This window comes from Pandoraea sp. PE-S2R-1, assembly GCF_002179865.1.
GTDB lineage: Bacteria > Pseudomonadota > Gammaproteobacteria > Burkholderiales > Burkholderiaceae > Pandoraea.
On record NZ_NGUR01000015.1, the window covers coordinates 641,389 to 659,584 of the forward strand.

18 protein-coding genes are annotated in these 18,196 nt (G+C 63.7%); 16 read left to right on the forward strand and 2 right to left on the reverse strand.

All coding sequences use genetic code 11. The features are described from left to right. Positions 1-135: 135 nt before the first annotated feature. Together CDV44_RS20355 and CDV44_RS20360 are read left to right on the forward strand one after the other, a co-directional pair. Positions 136-846: an MgtC/SapB family protein gene (locus CDV44_RS20355; RefSeq protein ID WP_058380039.1), complete on the forward strand. Its 711-nt coding sequence runs from the start codon at positions 136-138 to the stop codon at positions 844-846. A gap of 192 nt (positions 847-1,038) precedes the next feature. Then, positions 1,039-1,362, forward strand: a complete 324-nt coding sequence (locus CDV44_RS20360) for a hypothetical protein (protein WP_058377020.1) — start codon at positions 1,039-1,041, stop codon at positions 1,360-1,362. Between the two features lie 156 nt (positions 1,363-1,518). Here CDV44_RS20360 and CDV44_RS20365 read toward each other — a convergent pair whose 3' ends face one another. Continuing rightward, on the reverse strand, positions 1,519-1,845 hold the full coding sequence (locus CDV44_RS20365) for a DUF1840 domain-containing protein (RefSeq protein ID WP_087690025.1): 327 nt from the start codon (positions 1,843-1,845) through the stop codon (positions 1,519-1,521). Between the two features lie 163 nt (positions 1,846-2,008). On the opposite strand from CDV44_RS20365, the gene argS reads away from it, so the two are divergent. The 6 genes from argS to CDV44_RS20395 all read left to right on the forward strand — a co-directional run bounded on the left by argS (position 2,009) and on the right by CDV44_RS20395 (position 9,026). Continuing rightward, a complete protein-coding gene (argS, locus tag CDV44_RS20370; protein WP_087690027.1) occupies positions 2,009-3,772 on the forward strand; it encodes an arginine--tRNA ligase in 1,764 nt (587 codons plus the stop codon). 57 nt (positions 3,773-3,829) lie between these two features. Next, positions 3,830-4,516, forward strand: a complete 687-nt coding sequence (locus CDV44_RS20375) for an SPOR domain-containing protein (protein WP_087690028.1) — start codon at positions 3,830-3,832, stop codon at positions 4,514-4,516. Positions 4,517-4,796: 280 nt separating this feature from the next. Further along, positions 4,797-5,495, forward strand: a complete 699-nt coding sequence (locus CDV44_RS20380; protein ID WP_087690030.1) for a thiol:disulfide interchange protein DsbA/DsbL — start codon at positions 4,797-4,799, stop codon at positions 5,493-5,495. Between the two features lie 45 nt (positions 5,496-5,540). Further along, on the forward strand, positions 5,541-6,383 hold the full coding sequence (locus tag CDV44_RS20385) for an SDR family oxidoreductase (RefSeq protein ID WP_087690032.1): 843 nt from the start codon (positions 5,541-5,543) through the stop codon (positions 6,381-6,383). Positions 6,384-6,669: 286 nt separating this feature from the next. Further along, positions 6,670-7,989 (forward strand): MFS transporter, encoded by a 1,320-nt coding sequence (locus tag CDV44_RS20390; RefSeq protein ID WP_058377013.1) that lies wholly within the window; start codon positions 6,670-6,672, stop codon positions 7,987-7,989. Between the two features lie 140 nt (positions 7,990-8,129). Then, the gene (locus tag CDV44_RS20395) at positions 8,130-9,026 is read left to right on the forward strand and encodes a hypothetical protein (RefSeq protein WP_087690034.1); all 897 of its coding nucleotides are present in this window, start codon (positions 8,130-8,132) and stop codon (positions 9,024-9,026) included. A 40-nt stretch (positions 9,027-9,066) separates the two neighbouring features. On the opposite strand, the gene CDV44_RS20400 is transcribed toward CDV44_RS20395, so the two are convergent. Continuing rightward, on the reverse strand, positions 9,067-10,149 hold the full coding sequence (locus tag CDV44_RS20400; protein ID WP_087690036.1) for an MBL fold metallo-hydrolase: 1,083 nt from the start codon (positions 10,147-10,149) through the stop codon (positions 9,067-9,069). A gap of 179 nt (positions 10,150-10,328) precedes the next feature. On the opposite strand from CDV44_RS20400, the gene CDV44_RS20405 reads away from it, so the two are divergent. The 8 genes from CDV44_RS20405 (at position 10,329) to CDV44_RS20440 (ending at position 18,184) form a co-directional block, all read left to right on the forward strand. Next, positions 10,329-10,781, forward strand: a complete 453-nt coding sequence (locus CDV44_RS20405; RefSeq protein ID WP_087690038.1) for a MerR family DNA-binding transcriptional regulator — start codon at positions 10,329-10,331, stop codon at positions 10,779-10,781. A gap of 61 nt (positions 10,782-10,842) precedes the next feature. Beyond that, positions 10,843-11,316: a PaaI family thioesterase gene (locus CDV44_RS20410; protein WP_249277635.1), complete on the forward strand. Its 474-nt coding sequence runs from the start codon at positions 10,843-10,845 to the stop codon at positions 11,314-11,316. Positions 11,317-11,514: 198 nt separating this feature from the next. After that, complete coding sequence (locus CDV44_RS20415; RefSeq protein ID WP_058377009.1) at positions 11,515-12,696, forward strand: isovaleryl-CoA dehydrogenase; 1,182 nt, start codon at positions 11,515-11,517, stop codon at positions 12,694-12,696. A gap of 130 nt (positions 12,697-12,826) precedes the next feature. Further along, positions 12,827-14,644, forward strand: coding sequence for a bifunctional isocitrate dehydrogenase kinase/phosphatase (gene aceK / locus CDV44_RS20420; RefSeq protein WP_087690042.1), 1,818 nt, complete (start codon positions 12,827-12,829; stop codon positions 14,642-14,644). Between the two features lie 48 nt (positions 14,645-14,692). Further along, on the forward strand, positions 14,693-15,373 hold the full coding sequence (gene can / locus CDV44_RS20425) for a carbonate dehydratase (RefSeq protein WP_087690044.1): 681 nt from the start codon (positions 14,693-14,695) through the stop codon (positions 15,371-15,373). A gap of 149 nt (positions 15,374-15,522) precedes the next feature. Further along, positions 15,523-16,704 carry an acetyl-CoA C-acetyltransferase gene (locus CDV44_RS20430; RefSeq protein WP_087690046.1) on the forward strand — a complete coding sequence of 394 codons (1,182 nt, stop codon included), beginning with the start codon at positions 15,523-15,525 and terminating at the stop codon, positions 16,702-16,704. Positions 16,705-16,782: 78 nt separating this feature from the next. Beyond that, a complete protein-coding gene (locus CDV44_RS20435) occupies positions 16,783-17,460 on the forward strand; it encodes an SDR family oxidoreductase (RefSeq protein ID WP_087690048.1) in 678 nt (225 codons plus the stop codon). A gap of 118 nt (positions 17,461-17,578) precedes the next feature. Beyond that, a complete protein-coding gene (locus tag CDV44_RS20440; RefSeq protein WP_058377004.1) occupies positions 17,579-18,184 on the forward strand; it encodes a 2-hydroxychromene-2-carboxylate isomerase in 606 nt (201 codons plus the stop codon). Positions 18,185-18,196: the final 12 nt, after the last annotated feature.

An 18,196-nucleotide genomic window follows, 5' to 3' on the forward strand; every position in this document is an offset into this window, starting at 1 on the left:
GTTGACCCGGGTGTCACGCCGCTGTCGCAACTTGGGCGTAGTGTCGCGCCCGATCAGGTTGCCGCATACCGGCCCTCTCGCCCCGCGCGGAGGGCCTGCACCGTGACCGTCATTTCGAGACGTCCCATGCACGCACTGCAAAACATCCAAAATTTCCAGCTCTATCCGCTGCTCAATACCCTGCTCTCGCTCACGGTCGCGTTTGTGCTCGGCAGCATCATCGGTGTCGAACGGCAGGTGCGCCAACGCACGGCGGGCCTGCGCACCAACGTGCTCGTGGCCGTGGGCGCCGCAGCGTTCGTCGACTTGTCGATGCGGCTGATGCCGGGCGACACGCGGGTGATCTCGTACGTGGTGTCGGGGGTCGGCTTTCTCGGCGCAGGCGCGATCATGAAGGACGGCGCCTCGGTGCGTGGCCTGAACACGGCCGCAACGCTCTGGGGATCGGCCGCCGTCGGCGCGGCGGCCGGCGCGAGCATGCTCTTCGAAGCAGTCATCGTCGCGGCCTTCGTGCTGGCGGCCAACACGCTGCTGCGCCCGGTGGTGAACCGCATCAACCGCGCGCCAATCAACGAAGCCACCGCCGAAGCCACTTACGCGCTGTCGGTCATCTGCGCCCGCACGACGCAACGCGAAGTGCTCGACAAGGTCGAAGCGTGGCTCGAAGCATCAAACTACCCGGTGCGCGCGCTCGACATCCACCCGTTTGGCGAAGCGGAAGTCGAAATCGAAGCGCTGCTGTTGCCCACGGCCGTCAAGGCGGGCGAACTCGATGCGCTCACCGACCATCTCGAGACGCTGCCGGGCGTGAATCAAGTGTTCTGGTCGAGCCGTTCGGACGACTGACGACTCCTCCCTTGCATCGCAATCTCCCACGCGAATTGCGGCCTTCGCGTGGGAAAAAGCCGAATTACAAACGATTACAAAGCCTTACAGCACCGTGGTTTGCGGACTCTTAGACTGAAATCTCACTAACGCAAGTGAGGCCTGCACCCAGTATCCCTACGATGTGCAGTGCAATGCAAAGGAGTCCATCTGATGAAAAAGCTGATCATTTCGGTTGCTGCCCTGACCCTCGCCGGTGCCTCGGCACTGAGCTTTGCCCAAGGTGCTGGCGGTGGCGGCGCAGCCGGCCCGGGCGGCGGCAGCACGACCGCACCGACGACGCCGATGCCGAGCCGGGCCGATCCGACTTCGCCGGCGGCCCCGACGCCGGGTGCACAGACCATGACGCCGTCGAACCCGCATCCGAATTCGCATGCGCAACAGCCGCGTCACAGCACCAAGAAGACGCCGAACAACGGCAACACCGGTAACGGTGCCACCAACGCGCCGGATAACGCACCGGGCAAGGCCCAGTAAGCATGCGGGGCGCTCGGGCGCCCCAATGCTTCCAGCCGGTCGAGCGTCACCACTGCATCATTGCGCCCCTCGCCCGGGGGTGACTTCTACCGGCCGGGCATAAAAAAAGCAGGCTCACGATTCGTGGCCTGCTTTTTTTTCGACCTCGCCGACGGGTTATCGGTTACCGGTTTCCCACATGACGGCGACGTTGAGCTTGTTGGCTTCGCGCAGCATGTCGAGCAACGGATACGCGCGTTGTGCGAGCCGCAGGCGGTTGTCTTCGTCGCGCTCGTCGGACTTCTTGCCCTCGCTTTCCTTCTTCGCCGCTTCGTTGTCTTCCGCAATCGCGGCTTCGAGCTTGGCGATCGCGCCGCTGGTTTCGTCATCCCCGATCGCCCCACGTTCGCCGAGCTTTTTGCCGACGAGACCGAGCAGATACTGTGCGAGATTTTCCAGCATGGTGATATTCGGTGACGCTTTCGACTTGAACGTTACCAGCATGGTTGCCTCCTTATTCGACTTATCCCCACTGCCGCTGCGCCCCCATGTCACGTAATGCGCGGGGCCGCGGGCACCGTGGAATCATCATACACCTGTTAAAATCCGGTGCTGACGATTCAATTGCCTGTCTGGACGCCGTCCGGACGCACCCGAAACACCCGCCATGCTACCCGCCCAAAAGAATGCTCTCGTCGCGCTGATCGGCGACGTCGTTACCGGCCTGCTGCCGACTGACGGCACCGCACCGGCCGCGCCGACGATCCTGCTGGAACGCCCGAAAGTCGCCGCTCACGGCGATCTGGCCTGTAACGTCGCGATGCAACTCGCCAAGCCGCTGCGCGCCAACCCGCGCGAGCTGGCGCAGAAGATCGCCGAAGCGATTCTCGCCGACGCACGCGCCAAAGGTCTGGTCGACGCTGTCGAAATCGCCGGCCCCGGCTTCATCAATCTGCGACTGGCCAATGCCGCCAAGCAGTCGGTGGCCAGCGCCATCCTGACCGAAGGCGCTGCGTTCGGCCGCCGTGCCGCCAGCAACGAAGCCGCTCCGGTGCTCATCGAGTTCGTCTCGGCCAACCCGACCGGCCCGCTGCACGTCGGTCACGGCCGTCAGGCCGCGTTGGGCGACACCATCTCGGCCCTGCTCGACACGCAAGGCCGCCCGGTGCACCGCGAGTTCTACTACAACGATGCCGGCGTGCAGATTCAGACACTGGCGACGTCGGTGCAGGCCCGTGCGCGCGGCTTCAAGCCGGGTGACGCCGAGTGGCCCGAGTCGGCCTACAACGGCGACTACATCGGCGACATCGCACAAGACTTCCTCGCCGGCAAGACCGTGCAGGCGTCCGACGGCGAGCCGGTCACCGGCAGCGGCAACGTGGAAGACATCGACTCGATCCGCGCGTTTGCGGTGGCGTATCTGCGCCGCGAGCAGGACATCGATCTGCAAACGTTCGGCGTGATCTTCGATCAGTACTATCTCGAGTCGTCGCTGTACGCCGACGGCAGCGTCGAGCGCACGGTACAGGCGCTCATCGATGCCGGCGTGACGTACGAACAGGACGGCGCGCTGTGGCTGCGCACGACCGACTACGGCGACGACAAGGACCGCGTGATGCGCAAGTCCGACGGCACGTTCACGTACTTCGTGCCCGACGTGGCGTATCACACGCGCAAGTGGGACCGCGGCTTCCACCAAGTCATCAACGTGCAGGGCTCGGACCACCACGGCACCATCGCCCGTGTGCGCGCCGGTCTGCAAGCGCTCGGCATCGGTATTCCGAAGGGCTACCCCGACTACGTGCTGCACAAGATGGTCACCGTCATGCGCAACGGCGAAGAGGTGAAGATCTCCAAGCGTGCCGGCAGCTACGTGACCGTGCGCGACCTGATCGAATGGTCGGGCGGCATCACGGCCGAGACGCCGGTCACCGACCCGGCCGCCCGTGAAGACGCGCTGCGCCGTGGCCGCGACGCCGTGCGGTTCTTCCTGATTTCGCGCAAGGCCGACACCGAATTCGTGTTCGACGTGGATCTCGCGCTCAAGCAGAACGACGAGAACCCGGTGTATTACGTGCAGTACGCGCACGCCCGCATCTGCTCGATCCTGACGCAGTGGGGCGGTGACGAGGCGCAACTGGCGAGTGTCGATCTGTCGCCGCTCGACAGCGAGCGCGCCCTCGCGTTGCTGCAATTGCTCGCCGAGTATCCGGACATGCTCACGCGTGCCGCCGAAGAACTGGCCCCGCACGCGGTGGCGTTCTATCTGCGCGATCTCGCGGGTGCGTTCCACTCGTTCTATAACTCGGACCGCGTGCTGGTCGACGACGCAACCGTCAAGCATGCGCGCCTCGCGTTGCTCGCGGCGACGCGTCAGGTGCTGCGCAACGGTCTGGCCGTGCTGGGCGTGTCCGCACCGGCCAAGATGTAACTCCAACCACTCCGGACCGGAAACGCAACGGAACTCTGTAAGGACGGAATCGACTCGATGGCAAACAAACGTCGTCAGCCCCGCCAGCGGGGCGGCACATTCCTGGGCATCGTGCTCGGCCTGATCGTTGGGCTGGCCGTTGCCGTCGTTGTTGCGCTCTACATTACGAAGACGCCGACCCCGTTCGTCGAAAAGACGCCGCCGCGCCCTGCCGACAACTCGCCGGCCGCGCAGCCGCCCGATCCGAACAAGTCGCTCCAGCCGCGAACCCCGCTGCCGGGCGCGGCCCCGGGTACTGTGACGCCGGACACCGCGTCGCAGCCGGCCGTCACGTCGCCGCTCGTCCCGGGCACGCCTGTCACGCCGGAAGCCACGGCACCAGCCGTGCCGGCCACGCCGGCCACCCCGCCGGCCAAGCCCTCGCCGGCCGACATCCTGAACGGCAAGTCGACCGTCCCGGTCGCGCCGCCGACGACGCCCCCGGCCAGCGCCACGGATAACGCCAGCACGGGTTATTACCTGCAAGTGGGTGCGTTCAAGTCGCAAAACGACGCCGAGCAACTGCGTGCCAAGCTGGCCCTGTCGGGCTTCGAAGCGAAGGTGACGCAGCGCGACGCCAACGGTCTCACGCTGTTCCGCGTGCGCCTTGGCCCGTACGGCAAGCTCGACGAGATGAACCACGTGCGTCAACGCCTGCAAGACGGCGGCTACGACACGGCAGTCATCCGTTTCACGAAGCAATGAACGAACGCAAGCGGCGTTGCGCCTGTCGCAACGCCGCTTGTTTTCCGATCGCCGAAGTCATGTGTCAAGCCGGTCGCGGGGGCATGCCGGTACAGCAAGTCATCGCAAAATGCCCCATCATGCGGGGGAATTTGGCACATTCGTCACGCTCGACACGTTGAACCCGGCGGATGCCGCCCGGTCATACGCAGTGGCGAATATGCCTTAATCCGGGATATGGTTTCGTAGATGCGCCGCAACACCAGCGCCGGCGCGCCTGCTTCACTCCTAAACAACGATCATGAAAAAACTTCTTGGTGCCGTTCTGATTTCTTTCGGGTTTCTCTCGGGTGCGGCCGTTGCCTCGCCGGAAGCCCCGGTCGCGGGGACCGACTATCTGACGATTCCGCAGCAACCGCTCACCGCGGGTGCCGGCAAAATCGAAGTGACCGAATTCTTCTGGTACGGCTGCCCGCATTGCAATGCGCTCGAGCCGACGCTTGAAAAGTGGGTCAAGGCGCAGGGCAAGGACGTCGTGTTCAAGCGCGTGCCGGTGGCCTTCCAGAGCCGCTTTGAGCCGCATACGCGCATGTTCATTGCGCTGACCGCGCTGGGCAAGGAAGCCGAACTCACGCCGAAGGTCTTCAACGAAATCCACGTCAAGCACAACTACCTGCTGACCAAGGAATCGCAAGCCGACTTCCTCGCGCAGTTCGGCATCGACAAGACGGCTTACATCAACGCCTACGACGCCGCCGGCAAGCCCGCCATGATGCGCAAGGAAACGCCGGTCGAACTGGCCAACAAGGCATGGCAGGACTACAAGATCGACGGCGTGCCGACGATTGCGATCCAGGGCAAGTACCTCGTCTCGCCGGCCACCTCGGGCGACGCGCTGCAAAAGGCCGGCAAGCCGGCCACGACCGAGCAGCAGACGTTCGACGCGGCCCTCAAGACGGCCGATTCGATCATCAATCAGATCCGCGCGAAGAAGCTCTAAGCTTCGCGCCTCACAAAGCCCGGCTCCGGCCGGGCTTTTGCGTTCATGGCGACACATACTGCATCACCGAAGGTCTTCATCACGGGCGCCTCCAGCGGGCTGGGCGAGGCGCTCACGCGGCATTACGCCGCCGAGGGCGCCATTCTCGGGCTGGTTGGACGGCGCGGCGACAAGCTCGCCGATCTGGCCGCCACGCTGCCGCATCCGCACGCCGTGCATTGCTATGCGCTCGACGTGCGCGATGCCATCGCATTGCGCGCCGCCGCCGAAGACTTCATGTCGCGCCATGGCACGCCGGACATCGTGATCGCCAACGCCGGCATCAGCCACGGCGTGAACACCGAAGACCCCGCCGACCTGCCGCATTTTGCGTCCGTCATGGACACGAACTGGATGGCGATGGTCGCTACGTTCAGCCCGTTTGTCGGGCCCATGCGCGCGGTGAAACGTGGCGCGCTCGTGGGTATCGGCAGCGTGGCGGGCGTACGCGGTCTGCCCGGGCACGGCGCGTACAGCGCGTCGAAAGCCGCGGCGATGACGTATCTGGAAAGCCTGCGGGTGGAGCTCCGCGCCGACAAGGTCGCCGTGGTGACGATTGCGCCGGGCTACATTCGCACGCCGATGACCGACGGCAATCCGTTCCCGATGCCATTCCTGATGGACGCCGACAAGTTCGCGCGCAAGGCCGCCAGCGCCATTGCGCGGCGCAAACGCTTTGTCGTGCTGCCGTGGCAGATGGGCCTGGTGGCCTGCCTGCTGAAGTGCCTGCCGCGCTGGCTTTATGACATGGCGTTCGCCAAAGCCCCACGCAAGCCGCGTATGGCAGACCGGCAGAAAGCGGCGGATGACACGCAAGCCGCGTCGAAATCGGACACCGATCCTTCCTGAGCCAGCGCTCACACGCGGGCGCCGCCTTACACGGCTTGGCACCCGCCCCCTCGCCTCTCCCCGCGCCCCATCCCTGAAACAGCCTCCCGCCAGCGGAATATTGACCCGTTGTGGTGCGTCGCGTACCTGCGCTAGAGTGGATAAGTCACTCAAACAGAGGTCACACACGGCGCACACACGTCACTGAACGGTTTTGCCGCCACCAGAGAGAGGCCATACCGGCGCGCGGATGCTGCCGGGTGAGGCTTCCAAGTGCGGCGCTCCCAACCAAGAGCAGGAGAGGCACATGCAGGCAACCCCCACCGGCACGCCGGTTATCGATCCGGCGCTGCGACGCAAGGCTGTGATCGGGTCTACGCTGGGCAACGCATTCGAGTGGTTCGACTTCACCGTCTACGGCCTTTTCGCCGTCGTCATTGCAAAACTGTTCTTCCCTGCCGTCGACGACACCAACTCGCTGCTCGCGAGCGTGGCATCACTCGGTGTCGCGTTCTTCTTCCGCCCGATCGGCGGTATTGCTTTCGGTCTCTATGCCGATCACGCGGGCCGCAAATCGGCGCTGTCGGTCATGGTGCTGCTCATGGCGCTGGGCACCGGCCTGATCGGTATCGCCCCGACCTACGCGACCATCGGCTTTGCGGCACCACTGCTGATTCTGCTCGCACGGGTGATTCAGGGCTTCTCCGCCGGGGGTGAATTCGGCGGCTCGACGGCCATGCTGATCGAGTTTTCGCCGCCGCACCTGCGTGGCTTCTACGGCAGCTTCCAGATGTGCTCGCAAGCGCTGGCCGTCGCACTCGCCGGGCTGTGCGCGTATCTGCTCAACACGGGGCTGACGAAAGAAGCGCTGGAATCGTGGGGCTGGCGTCTGCCGTTCCTGTTCGGGATTCTGATCGGTCCGGTGGGTTTCTACATTCGCCGCCGCATGACGGAATCGCCGGAGTTCCTCGCCTACGCCGCCGTGCGTGAACCCACGCGCCGCACGCCGCTCGCCGAAGTGTTCGCGAACCACTATCGCTCGCTGATCGCCGGCTTCGGTCTGACGGTGGCTGCAACGACGTCGTTCTACGTCACGCTGATTTACACGCCGATTTACGCTGTGAAGCAACTCGGTCTGTCGCAGGGTGCGGCCAGCTTGTCGACGTTTGTCGCCGCCATGCTGATCGCGTTCATGTGCCCGCTCACGGGCTGGATCTCGGATCGCGTGGGCCGCAAGCCGCTGATTCTGCTGTTCGTGCTGCTCTACGGGCTGGTGTCGTTCTGGATGTTCACGCGTCTGCACGGTGCGCCGTCGATGGGCAACTTGCTGCTCGCGCAGATTCTGCCGGCCGTTTGCATGGGCTTTGTGTGGGGTGCGTTCCCGACGGCCGTCACCGAGGTGTTTCCGGTGGGTGTGCGCTCGACGGGCGTGTCGATTCTCTACAACGTGTCGGTCATGCTCTTCGGTGGTCTGGCGCCGTTCTGGATCACCTACCTGATCAAGGCGACGCAAAACGAGCTGGCCCCGGCGTACTACATCCTGCTCACCGTGGCGATCAGCCTCGTCACGTACGGACTGCTCGGCCGCGATGGCCGTCACATTCCGTCGGCAGCACAGCACGCTTGATTGCCGCCAACGCGATGCCAGCGCCGCCACTGCGATGACTGACATGCGTTGTCGACCCGATACCCCGCTCTCGCGCCCGCGACAGCGGGGTTTTCTTTTTGGCCGCCGCAACGGCGCCCGGCACTGAGACGTCTGCCCCCATGTTCGAGTATCAGGATTGGCTGCCCTTCAAGTTTGCGTCGGCGCGACTGGATGGGAAGGTTCACGAGCGCACCGCCATCTTTATCGAGGCAACGCTGGCCGCGACCGGTCAGCGGGTGCGTTTTCAATGGGATACGGGAGCGCCGGCGAACCTGCTCTATGGGCGAGCCGCCGGTCCGGTGCTGGGTGTGGCTGACGATGCGTTGTCGACTTCATCCGCTGCATCGACCTCGTTGACCTCATCCACGCTACCCACGGAAATGGCGCTTATCTTCGACAGTGGACTGCGAATGCAAGTCCCGTTCGAAGCTCGGCCCGCATTGGGCAGTGCGCCGCGCTCGCCGGATGAGCCCCCGTTGATCGGCACGCTCGGCTACGCGTTCACGCGTGGGATGGCTATTGCAATCGACTATCGCGAGCAACGGATTTACTGGCTTAACCCGGAGCAAACGGACGCATTGATCTCGCGTTGGCCGGCACATTTCTCGCAATACCGGGAAAGCGCGGGCAACCTGCGCGACAAGATTCTGGTGGACTACGCCGCCCCGGCGTTCAGCGGGCTGGCGATTTTCGATACGGGGAGCAGCATGTTCGAGCTGGTGGTGCCGCCGGATCAATGGGCCTTGATCCCGGACACCGCCACGGCCGACGACCGGCCCGTGCCGATTACGGTGCCTGCGTGGGGGAATCCGCTGGTGATGCTGCCCAAACGCACCGACCTTGCACTGACGGTCGGCAGACACCCGGTGCATGTAACGCTGGCCTACACGTTGCGCGACGACGATCGCATGGCCCCGACGATTGGCAACGCGCCTTTCCTCGACCATATCGTGGTGATCGATACCGTAGGAAAACGCTTCGGCGTGTTGCCACGCCATCGAGGCAATTCAGAATGATCTGAAGCGACGCGATCATGGTCGCGTCGCTTCATGCGTGTCACGCCGGCGAGAATCGCCACACGCCTTTCTCGTCGCGCGCGCGCTTGAGTTCACCCTTGCGCCAGAGCATGTGCAAATGCGCCAGCGCCTCGCCCATGGCGAACGTGGTCTGGTGCGCATCGAGCTTGCGGTGGAACATGATCGGCACGATGTCGCCCGCGCTCTGCGGCGACTTGGCGCACGCCTCGCGCACTTCCTGCAAACGGGCGTCGTGGTGATCGCGAAGTTGCCGGATACGCGTATGCAAACCGGTGAACGGGCGGCCATGCGACGGCAGCACGAGGCAGTCTTCCGGCAGATCGAGATACACGCCCAGCGAATCGAGGAACAGTTGCAGCGAGTTGGCCTCGGGCTCGATGTCGAACACGCTGACGTTGGTCGAGATGCGCGGCAGCACCATGTCGCCGGAAATCAGCACGTTGTGCTGTTCGCTGTACAACGCCATGTGTTCCGGCGAATGCCCGAACCCGGCAATCATGCGCCAGTCGCTGCCACCGATGCGCAACGTGTCGCCATCGCGCAAACGGTAGAAGCGCGACGGCACTTCGGGCACGAGATCGCTGAAATAGGTCTTGCGATGGCGAATCTGATCGATCATCGCTTCGTCGGCGAGGCCATGCGCGATGAAGTGCGCCACGGCAAATTCGCCGCCGGCGTTCGAGCTGTTGTTGTTATCGCCCGACGACATCAACCGGCCCCACGCGTAGTCGCCCTGCGACATCGCGAGGCGGGCGTCCCAGCGCTGCTTGTCGCCGCCCTTGCAGATCCAGTGCGCGAGGCCGAGGTGATCGGGGTGGCAATGCGTGACGAGCACACGCAGCACCGGCTCGCCGCCGAGCGAGGTGTCGAACACCTGCTCCCAGTACGCCTTGATTTGCGGATGCGTGATGCCGCAATCGACAACCGTCCAGCCTTTGACGCCGTCCACTTCGTCGCGCAGCAGCCACAGATTGATGTGATCGAGCACAAACGGCAGCGGCATGCGCACCCAGAAGACGCCCGGCACGACTTCATGCACGGTGCCGCCGTCGGGCAGGAGTTCACCAAAGGGGTAATTCAGTTGTTGTTCGAGGGCATTCACGGGGGCCACGCTCCAGATGGGCTTGTTCTGTTGTTCTTGAAGTAGACGCCGTCACCGATTGCATACGATGCAACTTGACGCTAACGTAAACGGCAATTCTATCTGCAATGGTAAGCGCCCGCTTAAACGTCGCAGCCGCGCCATCGTCATGCATAGTCACGGATAGCCACGCCCACACCATGTCTGCCAACCCGATGCTGACTTACACGATTACCGACCTCGCCCGCGAGTTCGACATTACGCCCCGGGCGATCCGCTTCTACGAAGATCAGGGGCTGCTCACGCCCGCCCGCGAAGGCCCCGGCGGACGCCATCGCGTCTACACCGGTCAGGACCGCACGCGCCTGAAGCTCACCCTGCGCGGCAAGCGGCTCGGCCTGACGCTGTCCGAGATCAAGACGATTCTCGATCTCTACGAATCGCCCAAAGACACCGTGCCGCAGCTCAAGGTGTTTCTGGAAACGCTCTCTCAGCACCGCGAAGTTCTCGAACAACAACTCGAAGACCTCCACGCCACGCTCGACGAAGTCTCCCAGCACGAGGCGCAATGTCTGGCACTGCTCGAGGCGGCCGGAGAATCGGCACCGCCCGCCCTCGCGCGCCGTGTGAAGGTGCCGGCGACCTCGCATTAATCTGGAAAGTCCCTACTTTACGTTTACGTTAACGTAAAGTAGTATTTGCCGATCTGTGGTCTTGAAGCCGCCTATCGCCATGAACGTTTCCGTCTCCCATGCCGCGCCGCTCGACGATGCCGTCGCCGCGAAAATTCGCGCCAGTTTCGATGCGCAAGGCGTAATGACCCATTGGGGCGCACAAATCACGCATTTGGCCGACGGTCACTGCGAGATCACGCTGCCTTTCTCGGACAAGGTCAACCAGCAGCACGGCTTCTTCCACGGCGGCGTCATCGGCGCGATCGCCGACTCCGCAGGCGGCTACGCCGGTTACACGCGCATTTCGCCGGAACACGAACTGGTCACTGCCGAATACAAGCTGAACATTCTCGCGCCGGGCAAGGGCGATACACTGGTCGGACGCGGTCAGGTCGTCAAAGCCGGGCGCTCGCTCATCGTCGCGACCGCCGAACTCTTCGCCATCGACGGCGGCAAATGGACGCTGTGCGCACTCATGCAGCAAACGCTGTTCGTGCTGCCGCCCACGCGCTGATACCGGCTCGGGCGGCCCTGCTGGACGTCGCTTAGTTCGCTTACGTCGCTTACGTCGCTTACGTCGCTTACATCGATTAGGCCGATTACGTCGCGCCCACGCCGCCGCAACCTGCCGAATACTGCATTAGAAGCTACCCAACACCACCCCGAACATAAGCGCGAGCCACGAGCCACGCGCCCCTCTGGAGATTGCCTCATGACTATGCTGCCCGGCCTCAACTTCATGCTCGGCGAAGACCTGGACATGCTGCGCGATTCGGTCGCGAACTTCGCGGCGAAAGAAATCGCACCGCGTGCCGCCGAAGTCGACCGCACCGACCAATTCCCGATGGACCTCTGGCGCAAGATGGGCGACCTCGGCGTGCTCGGCATGACGGTCTCGGAAGAATACGGCGGTGCCAACATGGGCTACGTCGCGCACATGATCGCGATGGAAGAAATCTCGCGCGCCTCGGCGTCGGTCGGCCTGTCGTACGGCGCCCACTCGAATCTGTGCGTGAACCAGATTCACCGCAACGGCACGGCCGCCCAAAAGGCGAAGTACCTGCCGAAGCTGGTCTCGGGCGAACACGTCGGCGCACTGGCCATGAGCGAACCGAATGCCGGCTCGGACGTGGTGAGCATGAAGCTGCGCGCGGAAAAACGCGGCGACCGCTACGTGCTCAACGGCACCAAGATGTGGATCACCAACGGCCCGGACTGCGACACGCTGGTGGTCTACGGCAAGACCGACCCGGAAGCGGGCGCACGCGGCATGACGGCGTTCATCGTCGAAAAGGGCATGAAGGGCTTCTCGGTCGCGCAAAAGCTCGACAAGCTCGGCATGCGCGGCTCGCACACGGGCGAACTGGTCTTCGAGAACGTGGAAGTGCCGGAAGAGAACGTGCTGGGTCAGGTCGGCGGCGGCGTGAAGGTGCTGATGAGCGGTCTGGACTATGAGCGCGCCGTGCTCGCCGGCGGCCCGCTGGGCATCATGCAGGCCGCCATGGACGTGGTGGTGCCTTACATCCACGACCGCAAGCAGTTCGGTCAGTCGATCGGTGAATTCCAGCTCATTCAGGGCAAGGTCGCCGACATGTACACGATTCTGCAAGCCAGCCGCGCGTATCTGTACGCGGTGGGCCGCCAGCTCGATTCGCTGGGCAGCGATCACGTGCGTCAGGTCCGCAAAGACTGCGCCGGCGTGATTCTCTACACGGCGGAAAAGGCCACGTGGATGGCCGGCGAAGCGATCCAGATTCTGGGCGGCAACGGCTACATCAACGAATACCCGGTCGGGCGCCTGTGGCGCGACGCGAAGCTCTACGAGATCGGCGCCGGCACGTCGGAGATCCGCCGCATGCTGATCGGCCGCGAGCTGTTCGCGGAAACCATGTAAAAGGCGCATGTAACACGCGGAAATTCACGCAATATCAGGGAGATAGCAAGGGCGACGCCATATCGATACGGGGGCAGACCGGAAGGCTACAATCAGCCGGAGATCGCCCCCTGCGCCCTTCCCGACCGGTATGAATCACTTTCCGAAACTCCTGTCGTCGCAGATCGCTTACGACGTCGCCCGCACAATGCTGGACGGCTTCGACAAGCACTACCGCATCTTTCGCGAGGTGTGCGTGGCGGCACAGGCATGTTTCGAAGCCGGTGACTTCACCGGCATCCAGAAGCTCCAGCGCAATCGCATTGCCTATTACGACGAGCGCGTGCGCGAATGCGTCGAGACGCTGTCGAGCCGCTTCGATGCGCAAGCGCTCGACGACGATGTCTGGCAGCAGGTGAAGCTGCACTACATCGGGCTGCTCACTGAGCATCGTCAGCCGGAACTCGCCGAAACGTTCTTCAACTCGGTCTGCTGCAAGATCCTGCACCGCTCGTACTTCAACAATCGCTTCATTTTCGTGCGGCCCGCCATCGCGACGGAATACATCGAGAACGATGCGCCCGCCGCGAAGCCGACGTACCGGGTCTACTACCCGGCGCAGGACGGCATGGCCGCGACGCTCTCGCGCATCGTCACGAACTTTCAGCTCACGCGCCCGTTCGCCGATCTGCCGCGCGACGTGGCCTATGTGATGCGCGCCATCCACGAAGCGTTCGGTGAATTCGAACAGGCCCCGAATTTCCAGATTCATGTGCTCGCATCGCTGTTTTTCCGGAACAAGGCGGCATACGTCGTCGGCCGGATCGTCAACGGCGATGTGACTACGCCGTTCGCGATGCCGATCATGCACGACGCCGACGGGTATCTGGCACTCGACACGGTACTGCTGCGACGCGACGAGTTGCGCGTGGTGTTCAGCTTCACGCACGCGTACTTCATGGTCGACATGGAAGTGCCGTCGGCCTACGTGCAGTTTCTGCGCACGATCATGCCGAGCAAGCCGAAGGCGGAGATCTACACCTCGGTCGGCCTGCAAAAGCACGGCAAGAATCTGTTCTATCGCGATTTTCTGCATCATCTGAAGCATTCGAGCGACAAATTCGTCACCGCCCCCGGCATTCGCGGGCTGGTGATGCTGGTCTTCACGCTGCCCTCCTACCCGTACGTCTTCAAGGTCATCCGCGAGCGCTTTGCGCCGCCCAAGGAGACGACGCGCGAGCAGGTGAAGGCGAAGTATCTGATGGTCAAACAGCATGATCGCGTCGGCCGCATGGCCGATACGCTGGAGTTCTCGAGCGTGGCGTTCCCGCTCGCGCGTTTCGACGACGCGCTGCTCGCCGAGCTTCAGTCGGAAGTGCCGTCGCTGCTGGAGATCGACGGCGACGCGCTGGTGATTCGCCATTGCTATATCGAGCGCCGCATGACGCCGCTCAATCTCTGGCTGCACCAAGGCGCGTCGGACGCCGAGATCGATCATGCGATGCGCGAGTACGGCAATGCGGTCAAGGAACTGATGGCGGCGAACATCTTCCCGGGCGACATGCTGTACAAGAATTTCGGTGTGACCCGCCATGGCCGGGTGGTCTTCTACGATTACGACGAACTGGAATACCTGACGGATTGCCACATCCATCGAGTGCCGGAACCCCGTAACGAAGAAGAGGCGATGTCGGGGGAAGTCTGGTACCGTGTAGGCCCGCACGACGTGTTTCCGCAGACGTTTGAGACGTTTTTGACCGGCGACCCGCGCGTGCGGCACTCTCTGAGCCAGCATCATCCGGACTTCTTCGACCCGGCCCTGTGGCAAAGCCATCAGGAACGGGTACAAGCCGGACAGATGCACGACTTCTATCCGTACGATGTCTCGCTGCGTTTCGTCAATCGCTACGGCACCGGCAGCGGTGCCACGCACGCCACAGCCCGCCCCGCCCGGGCGGCCGCGGCTTGAGCGAATGACGCCACACAGCGCACGACACGCCCACCGGATGACACGATCATGACTGAAGACAAAGACCAACCCCTGATCCATCTGCTCGACAACAACCGCGCCTGGGTCGCCAGCGTGAACGCGGAAGATCCCGCATTTTTCGAGCGATTGGCCAAACAACAAGCCCCGGAATATCTGTGGATCGGCTGCTCGGACTCACGCGTCCCGGCCAACCAGATCACAGGGCTCGCACCGGGCGAGGTGTTCGTTCACCGCAACATCGCCAACGTGGTGGTGCACAGCGATCTGAACTGCCTCTCGGTGCTGCAATTCGCCATCGAAGTGCTCAAGGTGCGCCACATCATGGTGGTGGGCCACTACGGCTGCGGTGGTGTGGGTGCAGCGCTCGACGGCGCCAAGATGGGTCTCGTCGACAACTGGCTGCGCCATGTGCGCGACGTCTACGAGCGCCACCTCGACCAGATCGACGCCTTGCCCTCGCGCGACGCCCGCCACGACCGCCTGTGCGAACTCAACGCCATCGAACAAGTAGTGAACATCTGCCACACGACGGTATTGCGCGACGCGTGGGCCCGCAACCAGCCGGTCACGGTGCATGGCTGGGTGTACGGCCTGCGCGACGGTCTGGTGCGCGACCTGCGCATGTCGGTCAACAGCCTTGAAGCCTTGCCGCGCGTGTATGAACGCTGCGTCTCGGCATTTGCAGAACTGCGTAATCCGCGCGCGTAATTCAAGCGCATAAGCCTCACTCGCGGGTGCCTTAGGGCACCCGCCAGCCCTTGCAGCGCTCGCGGACGACGGAACGACTGAAGCATTGGATATCCCAGTGCCGGCGGCAAGCGCCGACGGCACCGGTCACCGATTACAGGAGAACTGCCATGCAAGACCCGATCGTTATCGTTTCCGCTGCCCGTACCCCGATGGGTGGCCTGCAAGGGGTGTTCGGCGACGTTGCCGCCCCGCAACTGGGCGCTGCCGCCATTCGTGCGGCCGTTGAGCGCGCCGGACTCAAACCCGAACAAATCGACGAAGTCGTGATGGGCTGCGTACTGCCCGCCGGTCAGGGCCAAGCGCCTGCCCGTCAGGCCACGCTCGGCGCCGGGCTGCCGCTCGCTGCCGGTGCCACGACGGTCAACAAGATGTGCGGCTCGGGCATGCGCGCGGCGATGTTCGCGCACGACATGCTCGTTGCCGGCAGCGCCGACGTGATCGTCGCCGGCGGCATGGAAAGCATGAGCAACGCACCGTACCTGCTGCCCAAGGCCCGTGCCGGCATGCGCATGGGACACGGTCAGGTCATCGATCACATGTTCTTCGACGGTCTGGAAGACGCCTATGACAAAGGCCGTCTGATGGGCACGTTTGCCGAAGAATGCGCCGACCGCTACGCCTTCACGCGCGAAGCACAAGACGCCTTCGCCATCGCCTCGCTGGAGCGCGCACAGAACGCCACCAAAGACGGCTCCTTCGCATGGGAAATCACCGCCGTGACGGTGCCGGGCCGCAAGGGCGACACGGTGGTCGAGCACGACGAACAGCCGTTCAAAGCCAACCCCGAAAAGATTCCGACGCTCAAGGGCGCCTTCCGCAAGGACGGCACCGTGACGGCCGCCAACTCGTCGTCGATCTCCGACGGCGCCGCCGCGCTCGTGCTCATGCGCGAGTCCACCGCCAAGCGCCTCGGCCTGACGCCGCTCGCACGCATCGCCGGGCACAGCACGTTTGCGCAGGCCCCGGGCCTGTTCACGACGGCCCCGGTCGGCGCAATTCGCAAGCTGTTCGAGAAAACCGGCTGGTCGGCGAGCAACGTCGACCTGTACGAAATCAACGAAGCCTTTGCCGTCGTCACGATGGCCGCCATGCACGAATTCGATCTGCCGCACGACAAGGTGAACATTCACGGCGGCGCCTGCGCCCTCGGTCACCCCATCGGCGCTTCGGGTGCGCGTATTCTGGTCACGTTGATCGGCGCGCTGCGCAAGACCGGCGGCAAGCGTGGCGTCGCCAGCCTGTGTATCGGCGGCGGCGAAGCGACGGCCATGGCGATCGAGCTCGTCTGATCATTTCCGGCTGCCGTTCGTTGTGGGCCACCAAGCTCACCGACCCACGGCAGCCCTCCAACTTAGGACTCACGCGTCATGAAAACTGCCCTCATCATCGGTGCTTCCCGCGGTATCGGTCTCGAATTCGTGCGGCAATACCGGGAAGACGGCTGGCGCGTGATCGGCACGGCGCGCAATGACGAGGGTCTGGCCGCGTTGCGCGATCTCGGTGCCCAACCGCTCAAACTCGACGTCACCCGTATCGAGTCGGTCGCGGGCCTCACGTGGCAGCTCGATGGCGAAGCACTCGATGTCGCCATCTACAACGCCGGTGTGAATTCCGAGCGCACGACCGGACTCGCGCCGATTACCCGCGAAGCATTCGACCGCGTGTTTCACACCAACGTGCTCGGGGCGATGCAGGTCGCGCCGCTGGTGTTGCCGTTCGTCGAAGCGGCCAAGGGATCGTTCGGTTTCCTGTCGAGCCGCATGGGCAGCGTGGCATTGATGGATTCGAACGGCAGCTGGTTGTATCGCGCCAGCAAGGCCGCCGTGAACTCGGTGGTCAAGGCTGCCTCGCTCGAAGCGCAGCAGGCCACGTGCGTAGCGATGCACCCGGGCTGGGTGCGCACGGACATGGGCGGCGAGAACGCCGACATCGACGTGCAGACGAGCGTTGCCGGCATGCGCCGCGTGTTGGCCCGTGCCCCGGGCGAGCGCGCCACGCACAACGGCGGGTTCTTCAATTACGACGGCAACGCGCTCACTTGGTAAGCCGGCACGTTGCAGAGCAGCACCGGAATCACTGTAGTCAACGAATAACAAGCTGTACGCCCTACCGCCGTATCTTTTGATAAGCGGGCCAGAAACGTCATTCTGAAACGGAGCCACCATGACGTCCGCCATCGACTTTTATTTCGACTTCGCATCCCCGTACGGGTATTTTGCGAGCACCTGCATCGACGAGATTGCCAACAAGTACGGACGCGGTGTCGCCTGGCATCCGATCCTGCTCGACATTGTCTACAAGGTGAACGGCACAGGCGCGCCGGTGCAGCATCCGATCAAGACCGAGTACATGCGTCGCGACGTCGAACGCACGGCCCGCTTCAAGGGCATTGCGTACAAGCGTCCGTCGCACTTCCCGATCCCGACGCAATGCGCCGAGCGCGCCGTGCTCTGGGTGGCGGACCATCGCGGCGGCGATCTCGCCGCAGAGTTCGCCAAATTGATCTACCGCGCGCTCTACGTCGACGACGTGAACATCGGTGAGCCCGCCGAACTCGTCAGACTTGGCGAGACCCTCGGCATCGACGGCGCGGCACTCGACAAGGGCATGCACTCGCCCGCAGCCAAGGACCACCTCAAGGCGGAAATCGATCTGGCGATGGCGCGCGGCGTGTTCGGCTCGCCCTTCGTGATCGTGGACGGCGAGCCGTTCTGGGGCTACGACCGTTTCGGTCAGGTAGAAGCCTGCCTGCAAAACGGCAAGGTCTGACGGGGCACGACG